Source organism: Pseudomonas sp. TE36184 (assembly GCF_054060055.1).
Window position 1 is genome coordinate 6,180,638 of the sequence record NZ_JBSSCU010000001.1, and the last position, 12,614, is coordinate 6,193,251.

The following is a 12,614-nucleotide window of genomic DNA, read 5'->3' on the forward strand; positions in this document are numbered from 1 at the left end:
GGATGCCGACGAGCGGTATCAGGACACCTGTAAGGTTTTGTGCGCCGAGAGCTGGCGCGCTATCAGGCGTGCCACGGTGATCATCCAGTTCAGTGCAGCGATGGCCAGTACGCCCATCATCAATGTCGACAGGCCGTAGTCGACGATGATCCTGCCCGCCAGCCAGGGAAACCCGAAGACGCCGACAAAATACGCCAGGCTGAACAGCAGCAACGCCTGGGACGTCGTGCCGGACGGCGCTTCGTGGGCGACCAGCCCATTGATCACCGAGTACGTCAGGCCGTAACCCACCCCCAGCGTGGCAGCCGCCAGCAGGTAGCTGAGGTTACCGCTCACACCAAAAGCAAACAGTGCAATCGAGCCGAGCATGATCCCGGACAACACACAGGCGGCCCGGTAGGCATCGCGCTTGACCACGAAGCCGGCGATCAACAGACGGCTGGTGATCGCGGCGCTCAGGAACCCCGCGAAGAACAGCGAATAATCCAACCCATGCGCGGCCGCGTAGCTGGTCTGGAACGATGAAAGCCCGCCAAACACGCAACCGCCCAGGCCGACCATGAGGATGGCGAACGCCGCCCTGGACGACAGCACCCGGCGGCTGGTGGCCAGGGAAATCCTCGACGTCGGTGCATTCGCATGGTGCTTGAGTTGTGCGCCCAGTCGCCAGAACATCAGCACCCCAACGAGGCTGGCCGCCCCAGCGATATAGAAGGCGGTCGTCAGGGGCAGGTCCAGCGCACTGGTGGCTCGTCCGAGCAAGGGCCCGGAACCGATCCCGCTCAACATGCTGCCCGACAGCAGCGCAAAGTACTTGGCCCGCTGCCTGGGCTCGACCAGCAAGGTCACGATGATCGGGCCCAGCGTGTAGAACACGCCCCAACCCAAGCCGAGGGCCAGCCCGAACAGCATCAAGCCTTGGCCAAACCCCGGCGTCAGGGCAAAACCGAGGCAGGCCACCACCAGCAACACGCCCATTCCCGCAATCGCCCGCGCCGCGCCCAATGCATCGGCCAAATGCCCGGAGAGCACTACCGCGACGAAGGTACTGAGCATCGCCGTGGAAATCACACTGCCGGCGTCATGCTCATTCCCACCGCGCGAGTGAATCAGCAACGACAGCAGAAACGTCGAGCCGTAGGACAAGGACAACAGGAAGCTGGCCAGGCAAAACAGGACGAATAGTTTTCCGCCCACCGGAGGTGTGGAGTTCATGAGCACGCCTTGGAATCATTGGAATTATGGCCACGTTCTACCATGCGCGTCAGGGCGGATTGTTCTGTGGTTGCTGGTGCTTGCTTTAGCCCGCAACGGAGTAAGGTGGCCTGGCGATCCCGAAATTGCACTGCAATCTGTCATCAAACCGTCTTAGTATGTGGCCTTTGAATTTGCCCAAGGCGCGCCCATGACCATCGAGATTCGCCCCGCCGTGCCCAGCGATGCTGCGCAGATCCTGACTTTCATCACCGAGCTTGCCGAGTTTGAAAAAGCCCGTCATGAAGTGATCGCCAGTGTGGCGGATATCGAGCGCAGCCTGTTCAGCGAAGGCGCCACCGCCCACGGGCTGATCTGCCTGCGCGACGGTTTGCCCATCGGCTTCGCGGTGTTCTTTTTCAGCTATTCCACCTGGCTGGGCAGCAACTGCCTGTACCTCGAAGACCTCTACATCAACCCCGAGCAACGCGGCGGCGGGGCCGGCAAGAAGTTGCTGCGCCACCTGGCGAAGATCGCCTGCGACAACGGTTGCGGGCGGTTCGAATGGAGCGTGCTGGATTGGAACGAACCGGCGATTGCTTTTTACAAATCCATCGGCGCCCAGCCCCAGGAAGAGTGGGTGCGCTACCGCATGGAGGGCGATGCGCTGCGGGATTTCGCCCAGGGCTGATCAAGTACCCGGTGAAAACCGGCGTCCCGACGCCGGTTTTTTTATATGTGTTCTCACTATATGGGATGTAAATTTATATATTGAGATATTTAAAGGTCTGGGTTTATAGTCGGCTGCATCAGCACTCACTACCAAAAATAAAACAGGTGAAGCGATGCAGGCACAACCTCTGTCACTCCCCGCCGTGCCCGAACCGACTTATGGCGAGCGGCTCAAGCACAAGGTGGTGATCGTCACCGGCGCGGCCCAAGGCATTGGCGAGGCGATCGTGGCCTGCTTCCAGGCGCAGCAGGCACGTTTGGTGATCGCCGATATCCAGGGCGAAAAGGTCGAGCAAGTCGCCGCCCACTGGCGCGAACGCGGCGCCGAGATCTACGCGCAACCGGTCGACATCACGTCCCAGGCGCAATGGCAGGCGCTGGTCAACCTGGCCATCGAGCGCTTCGGCCGTGTCGATGTGCTGGTCAACTGCGCCGGGGTCAACGTGTTCCGCGACCCGTTGCAGATGACCGACGAAGACTGGCGGCGCTGCTTCGCCATCGACCTCGACGGCGCCTGGTATGGCTGCCGCACGGTGTTGCCGCACATGATCGAGCAGGGCATCGGCAACATCATCAACATCGCCTCGACCCATTCCAGCCACATCATTCCCGGTTGTTTTCCCTACCCCGTCGCCAAACACGGCCTGCTCGGCCTGACCCGCGCCCTCGGCATCGAATACGCGCCCAAGGGCATCCGCGTAAATGCCATCGCCCCGGGTTATATCGAAACCCAACTCAACGTCGACTACTGGAACACTTTCCCCGACCCCCACGCCGAGCGCCAGCGCGCGTTCGACCTGCACCCGCCCAAGCGCATCGGCCAGCCTGTGGAGGTGGCGATGAGCGCGCTGTTTCTGGCCACCGATGAGGCGCCCTTTATCAACGCCACCTGCCTGATGATCGATGGCGGACGGTCGGTGATGTACCACGACTAGAACTTGTCACTCTCCAATAACAACAAGAGGTGCCGTTCATGAAAAAAACACTCCGCGTACTCGCCGCCGCCATTGCGTTAAGCGGCTTCAGCAGCCTGGCCGTTGCCGAACCCGTAAAAATCGGCTTCCTGGTCAAACAAGCCGAAGAACCCTGGTTCCAGACCGAATGGGCCTTCGCCGAAAAAGCCGGCAAGGAACATGGTTTCACTGTGATCAAGATCGCCGTGCCCGACGGCGAGAAGACCCTCTCGGCCATCGACAGCCTGGCTGCCAACGGCGCCAAGGGCTTTGTGATCTGCCCGCCGGACGTGTCCCTCGGCCCGGCCATTGTCGCCAAGGCCAAGGTCAACGGCTTGAAAGTCATGGCCGTGGATGATCGCTTCGTCGACGCCAAGGGCAATTTCATGGAAGACGTGCCGTACCTGGGCATGGCCGCGTTCGAAGTCGGCCAGAAGCAAGGCGCGGCGATGGCCGCCGAGGCGAAGAAACGCGGTTGGGACTGGAATGATACCTACGCGGTGATCAACACCTTCAACGAGCTCGACACCGGTAAAAAACGCACCGACGGTTCGATCAAATCCCTCGAAGAAGCCGGCATCCCCAAAGACCATATCCTCACCGCCGCGCTCAAGACCCTCGACGTGCCCGGCAGCATGGACGCCACCAACTCGGCGTTGGTCAAGCTGCCCAGCGGCGCGAAGAACCTGATCATCGGCGGCATGAACGACAACACCGTGCTCGGCGGCGTGCGCGCCACCGAAAGCGCCGGCTTCAAAGCCGCCAACGTGATCGGCATCGGCATCAACGGCACCGACGCCATTGGCGAGTTGAAGAAAGCCAACAGCGGCTTCTTCGGTTCGATGCTGCCCAGCCCGCACATCGAGGGCTACAACACCGCGCTGATGATGTACGAGTGGGTCACCACCGGTAAGGAACCGCCGAAATACACCGCGATGGACGAAGTGACGCTGATCACCCGCGCCAACTTCCAGGAAGAACTGACCAAGATCGGGCTGTGGAAATGACCGCAGCGGCACTGCGCTTTGACGGCATCGGCAAAACCTTCCCCGGGGTCAAGGCGCTGGACAGCATCAGTTTCACTGCCCACCCGGGGCAGGTCCACGCGTTGATGGGCGAGAACGGCGCGGGCAAGTCGACGCTGCTGAAGATCCTCGGCGGCGCCTACATCCCGAGCAGCGGCAGCGTGCAGATCGGCGCGCAGACGATGGCCTTCAAATGCGCGGCCGACAGCATTGCCAGCGGCGTCGCGGTGATCCACCAGGAGCTGCATCTGGTGCCGGAAATGAGCGTCGCCGAGAACCTGTTCCTCGGGCATTTGCCGGCGCGTTTCGGCGTGGTCAACCGCAGCCAGCTGCGCCAGCGGGCGCTGGCGTGCCTCAAGGGCCTGGCCGATGAAATCGACCCGCAGGAAAAGCTCGGGCGCCTGTCCCTGGGCCAGCGCCAACTGGTGGAAATCGCCAAGGCGCTGTCGCGTGGCGCGCATGTGATTGCCTTCGATGAACCGACCAGCAGCCTGTCGGCCCGCGAGATCGACCGGCTGATGGCGATCATCACGCGCCTGCGCGACGAGGGCAAAGTGGTGCTGTACGTGTCCCATCGCATGGAAGAAGTGTTCCGCATTTGCGACGCGGTCACGGTGTTCAAGGACGGCCGCTACGTGCGTACCTTCGACGACATGCGTGCGCTGAGTCACGACCAGTTGGTCACCTGCATGGTCGGTCGCGACATCCAGGACATTTACGACTATCGGCCGCGCGAGCACGGCGAGGTGGCGCTCAAGGTCGACGGTTTGCTCGGCCCGGGCTTGCGTGAACCGGTCAGCTTTGAGGTGCGCAAGGGCGAGATCCTCGGCCTGTTCGGCTTGGTCGGCGCCGGGCGCACCGAGCTGTTTCGCCTGCTCAGCGGCTTGCAGCGCGCCACGGCGGGGCAGTTGGAACTGTGCGGGCAAGCGCTGCAATTGCGCTCGCCGCGCGACGCCATCGCCGCCGGCGTGCTGCTGTGCCCGGAGGACCGCAAGAAGGAGGGCATCATCCCGCTGGGCAGCGTGGCCGAGAACATCAACATCAGCGCACGCGGCGCCCATTCCCGGTTCGGCTGGCTGCTGCGCGAGGGCTGGGAGCAGGGCAACGCCGAGCAGCAAATCCGCGGGATGAAGGTCAAGACGCCGAGCGCCGCGCAGAAAATCATGTACCTGTCCGGCGGCAATCAGCAGAAGGCCATTCTCGGCCGCTGGCTGTCGATGCCGATGAAGGTGCTGCTGCTGGACGAGCCGACGCGGGGCATCGACATCGGCGCCAAGTCGGAGATCTACCAGATCATCCATGACCTGGCGGCCAGCGGTATCGCGGTGATTGTGGTGTCCAGCGACTTGATGGAGGTGATGGGGGTTTCCGATCGCATTCTGGTGCTGAGCGAAGGCGCCCTGACCGGTGAATTGAGCCGCGATCACGCGGATGAAGCACGGCTGCTGCAACTGGCACTCCCGCGGTCGCGGGTTTGAAGCATTCGAGGGCACAGGTATGTCTCAAGTAAAAACTGCAAAAAGCTTCTGGCCGGGTTTCAACCAGCGCAAGTTTCTCGATGACTGGGTGATGCTGCTCGCCGCGTTGGGCATCTTTGTGCTCAGCGCGTTGTTTATCGACAACTTCCTCTCGCCGCTGAACATGCGCGGGCTGGGCCTGGCGATTTCCACCGTGGGCATCGCCGCCTGCACCATGCTGTTCTGCCTGGCGTCGGGGCACTTCGACTTGTCGGTGGGCTCGGTGATTGCCTGCGCCGGGGTGGTGGCCGGGATCGTGATCCGCGACACCGACAGCGTTGTGCTCGGTGTGTCGGCAGCCTTGGCCATGGGCCTGGTGGTGGGGCTGATCAATGGCATCGTCATCGCCAAGCTGCGCATCAATGCGTTGATCGCCACCTTGGCGACCATGCAGATCGTGCGCGGCCTGGCCTACATCTTCTCCAACGGCAAGGCGGTCGGCGTGATGGACGAGCGCTTCTTCGTGTTCGGCAACGGCCAACTGCTGGGCGTGCCGGTGCCGATCGTCATCACCGTGCTGTGCTTTGTGTTCTTCGGCTGGCTGCTCAACTACACCACCTACGGGCGCAACACCATGGCCATCGGCGGCAACCAGGAAGCGGCCTTGCTCGCCGGGGTGAATGTCGACCGCACCAAGATCATCATCTTTGCCGTACACGGGTTGATCGGCGCATTGGCCGGGGTGATCCTCGCGTCACGCATGACCTCGGGTCAGCCGATGATCGGCCAGGGCTTCGAGCTGACGGTGATTTCCGCCTGCGTGCTGGGCGGGGTATCGCTCAGCGGCGGCATCGGCATGATTCGCCATGTGATCGCTGGGGTGCTGATCCTGGCGATCATCGAGAATGCGATGAACCTGAAGAACATCGACACCTTCTACCAGTACGTGATCCGCGGCTCGATCCTGCTGCTGGCGGTTATTATCGACCGCATGAAGCAGCGCTGAATTCATGCCATGTGAAGATCTAAGTGTGGGAGGGGGCTTGCCCCCGATGGCGGTCTATCAGTAACAGATGTGCAGACTGGCACACCGCTATCGAGGGCAAGCCCCCTCCCACATTTGGATCTCAACTGTATTGAGGTTCGGTATTTGCCATAATGCCGCTCGTTTTCGTACCACCACATAGGCCCGATATGCAGGAAACCGCCCACACCCCCGTCAAAGACGCCGCCCCCACTGGCACCCAGACCTTGCTGCGTGGCTTGGGCGTGGTGCAGGCGGTGGCGGCCGGTGCGCGGGATCTGAAAGAGATCGCCCGGCGCATCGGCACCACCCGCAGTACCACGCACCGCCTGGCCAGTTGCCTGGTGGAGGAGCGCTACTTGCGCGTGGTGCCGCAAGTCGGTTACCTGCTGGGGCCGAAGCTGATCGAGCTGGGGTTTCAGGCGCGTGAAGAGTTGCCGTTGGTGACCCTGGCGGTGCCGTACCTGGATGAGTTGTCGGCGCTGACCGGTGACACCATCCACCTGGCGATTCGCGAAGACGACGACGTGCTCTACCTGCACAAGAACCCCGGGCGCAACGGTCCGGAAATGCGCTCGCGGGTCGGCCACCGCATGCCGCTGGCGCGGACCGGCATCGGCAAGGCGTTGCTGTTGGATGACAGCGTCGAAGAGTGGCAGCGCCTGTACGAAGTCAGCCAGCCGGCGGCAGGGAAACACCTGCAGTGGCCGCAACACCCCGAGCAATCCTGGGCGCAGTTCGAGCAGCGCATGCATGAGTATGTGCTGGGCGGGTATGCGTTCGACCTGGAAGACAACGAACCGTCGATCCGCTGCGTGGCGGCACCGGTGCGCGATGCCAGCCGGCGAATCGTCGCCGGCATCAGCATCGCCAGTACCGTGCCCTACATGCCGCTGGAGAAAATGGCCGAGCTGATTCCTGTGATCAAACAGGTTGCGGCGCGGCTGTCTGCGGAGTTGGGCGCGAAGGCCTGATCAGGCCTTCAAGGTCGCCATGTCGATGACAAAGCGGTACTTCACATCGCCGGCGATCATGCGCGTGAACGCCTCGTTGATCTGACGAATGTCGAGCATTTCGATGTCGCAGGTGATGCCATGCTCGGCGCAGAAATCCAGGACTTCCTGGGTTTCTGCGATGCCGCCGATCAGCGAACCGGCGAGCATTTTACGCCCCAGCACCAGCTTGGCGGCGTTGACGGGCGGGTCCACCGGCTCGATCAGGCCAACGAGGATATGCACGCCGTCAAAGCGCAGCACATCGAGGTAGGGGTTCAGGTCGTGCTGCACCGGGATGGTGTCCAGCAGGAAGTCGAAGTGCCCGGCGGCGGCGTGCATTTGCGTGGCGTCGGTGGACACGATCACATGATCCGCGCCCTGGCGGCGGCCTTCCTCGGCCTTGCTCGCGGAGCGGGTGAACAGCGTGACTTCGGCGCCCATCGCCTTGGCGAACTTGATGCCCATATGGCCCAGGCCACCCATGCCGAGAATCCCGACTTTATCGCCGGCCTTCACACCGTAGTGCTTGAGCGGCGAGTAGGTGGTGATGCCGGCGCAGAGGAGCGGTGCGGCGCTGGCCAGGTCGAGCTTGGCCGGGATCTTCACCACAAAGTGTTCGCTGACCACGATGCTGTCGGAGTAGCCGCCCATGGTGTTGCTGCCGTCCACACGGTCCGGGGTGGCGTAGGTCATGGTCGGGCCTTCGAGGCAGTATTGCTCCAGGTCCGCTTGGCAGGCGTCGCAATGGCGGCACGAGTCGACCATGCAGCCGACGCCGACCAGATCACCGACCTTATGCGCGGTGACGCTGGCGCCGACGGCGGTGACTTTGCCGACAATCTCGTGGCCCGGCATCAGTGGATACACTGCGATGCCCCATTCGTTGCGGGCCTGGTGGATGTCGGAGTGGCAGACGCCGCAGTACAGAATTTCGATCGCCACGTCATCGGCGCGCGGGCTGCGGCGTTCAAACGACATGGGGGCGAGGGGAGTGGTGGCCGACTGGGCGGCATAACCGATAGCGGTGTACATGAGTGAACCTCGCAGAAGCAGTGACAAGTGAGGTGGGCCATTTTCCGCGCCGACCCCGGAGGCGGCCATGGCGATTGCTCCGAGTCTCATGCCTATTCGTCCGGGAGTACGCCTGGTTTGGATGCACGGCGCGCCAGACCTGCGATGATGCTCTCATCCCTTATTCGCGAAGTTTTTTGCCATGTTGTTGACCCGCCATCTCGACGCCAACGCCACCCTGGTTTCCTTGATCGAGCGGCTGACGCCCTGCGACGGTTTCTCCCCGACCCACCTGCCGGGCGTGCAGGTGCTGCGCGCCAGTTGCGACGTCGCACGCGGGCCGCAGATCTATGAGCCGAGCCTGATGTTCGTCGCCCAGGGCAGCAAAGTCGCGTACCTGGGCCCGCGTACCCTGGAGTACGGCGCGGGGCACTACCTGATCCAGGCGATGCCGGTGCCGTTCGAGTGCGAGACGTTCGCCCTGGCGCCCGGCGCACCGCTGCTGGGGGTGACGGTGGGGATTGATCGGGTGGTGTTGGGCGAATTGGTGATGGCCATGGGCATGCAGGCCGGGCCGCCGCCGACGGCGCAGACTTTGGAGTCGATGAGTTCGGTGGTGCTGGATGACGCCATGCGCGGTTGCGTCGAGCGCCTGTTGCAATGCCTGCATGATCCGTTGGAAAGCCGGATCATGGGCCCGGCGCGTGTGCGCGAATTACTCTTCACCGCCTTGCGCGGGCCCCAGGCCGATGTGTTGCGGGCGTTGGTGGAACAGCAGGGGCAGTTCTCGCGGATCGCCACCTCGTTGAATCACCTGCATGCTCATTACGCTGAGCCGCTGAATATCGAGACGTTGGCAGGTTACGCGCACATGAGTGCGTCGACCTTTCATGAACACTTCAAGCGCTGCACCTTGTTGTCGCCGGTGCAGTATCTGAAGCGTTTGCGTTTGCTCAAGGCGCAGCAGTTGTTGCTGGTGGAAGGCATGGGCGTGGCACAGGCGGCGCATCGGGTGGGGTATCAGAGTACGTCGCAGTTCAGCCGCGAATATAAGCGCTATTTCGAACGCAACCCGGGCGAAGAGCGCGCTGCCTGATTCTCCCTGGCTCAACGGGATTAAAAATGTGGGAGGGGGCTTGCCCCCGATGACGGTGGGTCAGCCATCGATGTGCTGACTGTTCCACCGCTATCGGGGGCAAGCCCCCTCCCACATTGAGTTGATGCCAGCCACAAAAAAGGCTCCCGATCTGGGAGCCTCCTGGGTCATGCAACCCTTTTACATATTCGGGTAAGTCGGCCCACCCGCGCCTTCCGGCGTGACCCAGGTGATGTTCTGCGAAGGGTCCTTGATGTCACAGGTCTTGCAGTGTACGCAGTTCTGGGCGTTGATCTGGAAGCGCTTCTCGCCGTCTTCCTTGGTCACCACTTCATACACACCGGCCGGGCAGTAGCGCTGCGCCGGTTCATCGTAGAGCGGCAGGTTGGTGCCGATCGGGATGCTCGGGTCTTTGAGTTTCAAGTGGCACGGCTGTTCTTCTTCGTGGTTGGTGCCGGAGATGAACACCGAGCTCAGTTTGTCGAAGCTCAGCTTGCCGTCGGGCTTGGGGTAGTCGATCTTCTGGCAGTCCTTGGCCAGCTTGAGGCAGGCGTAGTCCGGCTTGGTGTCGTGCAGGGTGAACGGCATCTTGCCGCCGAGGATGTTCTGGTCGAACCAGTTGAAGCCGGCACCGATGATCGGGCCGAACTTGTGCATCGCCGGGCCGAAGTTACGGGTGGCGAACAGTTCTTCGTAGAGCCAGCTGGCTTTGAACGCGTCGACGTAGTTGGTCAGCTCGTCGCCGCCTTCGGCGTCGGCCAACAGGCGCTCGGCCACGGCGTCGGCGGCGAGCATGCCGGACTTCATCGCGGTGTGGCTGCCTTTGATCTTGGCCACGTTCATGGTGCCCAGGTCACAGCCGATCAATGCGCCGCCCTTGAACACCATCTTCGGCAACGAGTTGATGCCGCCCTTGGCCAGCGCGCGCGCGCCGTAGCTGACGCGCTTGCCACCTTCCAGATACTGGGCCAGCACCGGGTGGTGCTTGAGGCGCTGGAACTCATCGAACGGCGACAGGAAAGTGTTGCTGTAGGACAGGTCGACGATCAGGCCGACCACCACCTGGTTGTTTTCCAGGTGATAGAGGAACGAGCCACCGGTGTTCTCGTTGCTCATGATGTCCAGCGGCCAACCGGCGGTGTGGACCACCAGGCCGGGTTGATGCTTGGCCGGGTCGATTTCCCAGATTTCCTTCAGGCCGATGCCGTAGTGCTGGGCGTCGGCGTCGCTGTCCAGCTTGAAGCGCTGGATCAGTTGCTTGCCGATATGGCCACGGCAGCCTTCGGCGAACAGCGTGTACTTGCCGCGCAGTTCCATGCCGGGGGTGTAGACGCCTTCCTTCGGCTTGCCTTCGCGGTCGACGCCGAGGTCGCCGGTGATGATCCCGCGCACCACGCCGTTTTCGTCGAACAGCGCTTCCTGCGCGGCGAAGCCTGGGTAGACTTCCACGCCGAGGTTCTCGGCCTGCTGAGCCAGCCAGCGGCACAGGTTGCCCAGGGAGATAATGTAGTTGCCTTCGTTGTGCATGGTCTTGGGCACAAAGAAGTCAGGCACCTTGGTCGAGGTGTCGGCGCTGCGCAGCACATAGATGTCATCGCGCACCACCGGGGTGTTGAGCGGAGCGCCGAGTTCTTTCCAGTCCGGGAACAGTTCGTTCAGGGCGCGTGGTTCGAACACGGCACCGGAAAGGATATGTGCGCCGACCTCGGAGCCTTTCTCGACCACGCAGACGCTGATTTCCTTACCGGCTTCGGCGGCCTTCTGCTTCAGTCGGCAGGCGGCAGACAGGCCCGCCGGGCCAGCGCCGACGATGACCACGTCGAATTCCATGTATTCGCGTTCCACAGGCTATCTCCTACTCAGGCTCACAGGCTTTTTTTCTAATGGGTGGAGGTTGGGTGTCGTAAGCGTCATCGCTGCGTTCACTGGGCAGGCGGATGACCACCTTTCTCTCTAGGTGGCGCATTATATCTACACCACTCTCAGCGTCCAATACAAACGTTTGTTTGAATTGCTTGGAAGCTAGGTAAATCAAAGCAACGGGGCTTATGACTGGCCATTTTGCCGTATTGACCAGAATAGGCGTTCCGGTCAAGATACGGTCGGTTTTGCGCTCGCCGTAGGCTGACTGTAGGTTTCAAGAGCACCTTTAAAGACAGGCGAAGGCGAAAAAGAGTGACGCGTGCCCAATGCTGGCGCGCAGTTTACACGTCGCGATCATGAATGACCTCCCAGTCACCACTGACGAACGGTCATCACTCTCCATCGCTGCGTCACTTGCCGAAGGTTTTGAAGGTGCCCTTGTGTGCCGATGAGCATCAACCGCCAGGTTCGCCTAGGCGACTTTCTTTTCACCGGAGAGTAACGAGGAATCCATGAAGGTTCTTGTAGCTGTCAAACGCGTTGTCGATTACAACGTGAAAGTTCGCGTCAAGGCGGACAATTCCGGCGTCGACCTCGCTAACGTCAAGATGTCGATGAACCCTTTCTGCGAAATCGCCGTGGAAGAAGCCGTGCGCCTGAAAGAGAAAGGCGTGGCGACTGAAATCGTCGTGGTTACCATCGGCCCGACCACTGCTCAAGAGCAGCTGCGTACCGCCCTGGCCCTGGGCGCTGATCGCGCCATCCTGGTCGAGTCCGCTGAAGAACTGACCTCCCTGGCCGTGGCCAAGTTGCTCAAAGCCGTTGTCGACAAGGAACAGCCATCGCTGGTGATCCTCGGCAAACAGGCCATCGACAGCGACAACAACCAGACTGGCCAGATGCTGGCTGCACTGACCGGTTACGGCCAGGGCACCTTCGCCTCGAAAGTCGAAGTGAGCGGCGACAGCGTTGCCGTGACCCGCGAAATCGACGGCGGCGCGCAGACAGTTTCGTTGAAACTGCCGGCCATCGTCACCACCGACCTGCGTTTGAACGAGCCGCGCTACGCGTCTCTGCCAAACATCATGAAAGCCAAGAAGAAGCCTCTCGAAGTGCTGACTCCGGATGCTTTGGGCGTTTCCACCGCCTCTACCAACAAGACCGTCAAAGTCGAAGCGCCGGCTGCACGCAGCGCGGGCATCAAGGTCAAGTCGGTGGCTGAACTGGTCGAGAAACTGAAAAACGAAGCGAAGGTAATCTAATC

At 61.8% G+C, this 12,614-nt stretch carries 11 protein-coding genes; 8 read left to right on the plus strand and 3 right to left on the minus strand.

Going from position 1 to position 12,614, the window contains the following annotated elements:
* Window positions 1–18: 18 nt before the first annotated feature.
* Window positions 19–1,215 (minus strand): MFS transporter, encoded by a 1,197-nt coding sequence (locus ACVWZP_RS28060; protein WP_426125348.1) that lies wholly within the window; start codon window positions 1,213–1,215, stop codon window positions 19–21.
* 190 nt (window positions 1,216–1,405) lie between these two features.
* Here ACVWZP_RS28060 and ACVWZP_RS28065 point away from each other — a divergent pair, with 190 nt between their 5' ends.
* The 6 genes from ACVWZP_RS28065 to ACVWZP_RS28090 all read left to right on the plus strand — a co-directional run bounded on the left by ACVWZP_RS28065 (window position 1,406) and on the right by ACVWZP_RS28090 (window position 7,359).
* Window positions 1,406–1,885: a GNAT family N-acetyltransferase gene (locus ACVWZP_RS28065; protein ID WP_057005494.1), complete on the plus strand. Its 480-nt coding sequence runs from the start codon at window positions 1,406–1,408 to the stop codon at window positions 1,883–1,885.
* A gap of 154 nt (window positions 1,886–2,039) precedes the next feature.
* Window positions 2,040–2,861: an SDR family oxidoreductase gene (locus ACVWZP_RS28070; protein ID WP_046382383.1), complete on the plus strand. Its 822-nt coding sequence runs from the start codon at window positions 2,040–2,042 to the stop codon at window positions 2,859–2,861.
* Window positions 2,862–2,899: 38 nt separating this feature from the next.
* Window positions 2,900–3,886 carry a substrate-binding domain-containing protein gene (locus ACVWZP_RS28075; protein ID WP_457370303.1) on the plus strand — a complete coding sequence of 329 codons (987 nt, stop codon included), beginning with the start codon at window positions 2,900–2,902 and terminating at the stop codon, window positions 3,884–3,886.
* Complete coding sequence (araG, locus tag ACVWZP_RS28080; protein WP_457370407.1) at window positions 3,883–5,382, plus strand: L-arabinose ABC transporter ATP-binding protein AraG; 1,500 nt, start codon at window positions 3,883–3,885, stop codon at window positions 5,380–5,382. Before ACVWZP_RS28075 ends, araG begins: the two co-directional genes overlap by 4 nt.
* Before the next feature lie 19 nt (window positions 5,383–5,401).
* The gene (gene araH, locus ACVWZP_RS28085; protein ID WP_090234700.1) at window positions 5,402–6,367 is read left to right on the plus strand and encodes an L-arabinose ABC transporter permease AraH; all 966 of its coding nucleotides are present in this window, start codon (window positions 5,402–5,404) and stop codon (window positions 6,365–6,367) included.
* A 188-nt stretch (window positions 6,368–6,555) separates the two neighbouring features.
* Entirely contained in the window at window positions 6,556–7,359 is an 804-nt protein-coding gene (locus tag ACVWZP_RS28090) for an IclR family transcriptional regulator (protein ID WP_046489321.1), read from the plus strand.
* On the opposite strand, the gene ACVWZP_RS28095 is transcribed toward ACVWZP_RS28090, so the two are convergent.
* Window positions 7,360–8,412: an NAD(P)-dependent alcohol dehydrogenase gene (locus tag ACVWZP_RS28095; protein WP_126588822.1), complete on the minus strand. Its 1,053-nt coding sequence runs from the start codon at window positions 8,410–8,412 to the stop codon at window positions 7,360–7,362.
* Window positions 8,413–8,593: 181 nt separating this feature from the next.
* Between ACVWZP_RS28095 and ACVWZP_RS28100 the strand changes: the two genes are divergently transcribed.
* Window positions 8,594–9,487, plus strand: coding sequence for an AraC family transcriptional regulator (locus ACVWZP_RS28100; RefSeq protein WP_046382388.1), 894 nt, complete (start codon window positions 8,594–8,596; stop codon window positions 9,485–9,487).
* A 180-nt stretch (window positions 9,488–9,667) separates the two neighbouring features.
* Here ACVWZP_RS28100 and ACVWZP_RS28105 read toward each other — a convergent pair whose 3' ends face one another.
* Complete coding sequence (locus ACVWZP_RS28105) at window positions 9,668–11,332, minus strand: electron transfer flavoprotein-ubiquinone oxidoreductase (RefSeq protein WP_017848521.1); 1,665 nt, start codon at window positions 11,330–11,332, stop codon at window positions 9,668–9,670.
* 530 nt (window positions 11,333–11,862) lie between these two features.
* Between ACVWZP_RS28105 and ACVWZP_RS28110 the strand changes: the two genes are divergently transcribed.
* On the plus strand, window positions 11,863–12,612 hold the full coding sequence (locus ACVWZP_RS28110) for an electron transfer flavoprotein subunit beta/FixA family protein (protein ID WP_017848520.1): 750 nt from the start codon (window positions 11,863–11,865) through the stop codon (window positions 12,610–12,612).
* Window positions 12,613–12,614 lie beyond the last annotated feature (2 nt).

Excerpts from the sequence above, each read along its gene's own strand:
- ACVWZP_RS28060 (WP_426125348.1), bottom strand. The coding sequence starts at position 1,215 with ATGAACTCCACACCTCCGGTGGGCGGAAAACTATTCGTCCTGTTTTGC.
- ACVWZP_RS28065 (WP_057005494.1), top strand. The coding sequence starts at position 1,406 with ATGACCATCGAGATTCGCCCCGCCGTGCCCAGCGATGCTGCGCAGATC.
- ACVWZP_RS28070 (WP_046382383.1), top strand. The coding sequence starts at position 2,040 with ATGCAGGCACAACCTCTGTCACTCCCCGCCGTGCCCGAACCGACTTAT.
- ACVWZP_RS28075 (WP_457370303.1), top strand. The coding sequence starts at position 2,900 with ATGAAAAAAACACTCCGCGTACTCGCCGCCGCCATTGCGTTAAGCGGC.
- araG (WP_457370407.1), top strand. The coding sequence starts at position 3,883 with ATGACCGCAGCGGCACTGCGCTTTGACGGCATCGGCAAAACCTTCCCC.
- araH (WP_090234700.1), top strand. The coding sequence starts at position 5,402 with ATGTCTCAAGTAAAAACTGCAAAAAGCTTCTGGCCGGGTTTCAACCAG.
- ACVWZP_RS28090 (WP_046489321.1), top strand. The coding sequence starts at position 6,556 with ATGCAGGAAACCGCCCACACCCCCGTCAAAGACGCCGCCCCCACTGGC.
- ACVWZP_RS28095 (WP_126588822.1), bottom strand. The coding sequence starts at position 8,412 with ATGTACACCGCTATCGGTTATGCCGCCCAGTCGGCCACCACTCCCCTC.
- ACVWZP_RS28100 (WP_046382388.1), top strand. The coding sequence starts at position 8,594 with ATGTTGTTGACCCGCCATCTCGACGCCAACGCCACCCTGGTTTCCTTG.
- ACVWZP_RS28110 (WP_017848520.1), top strand. The coding sequence starts at position 11,863 with ATGAAGGTTCTTGTAGCTGTCAAACGCGTTGTCGATTACAACGTGAAA.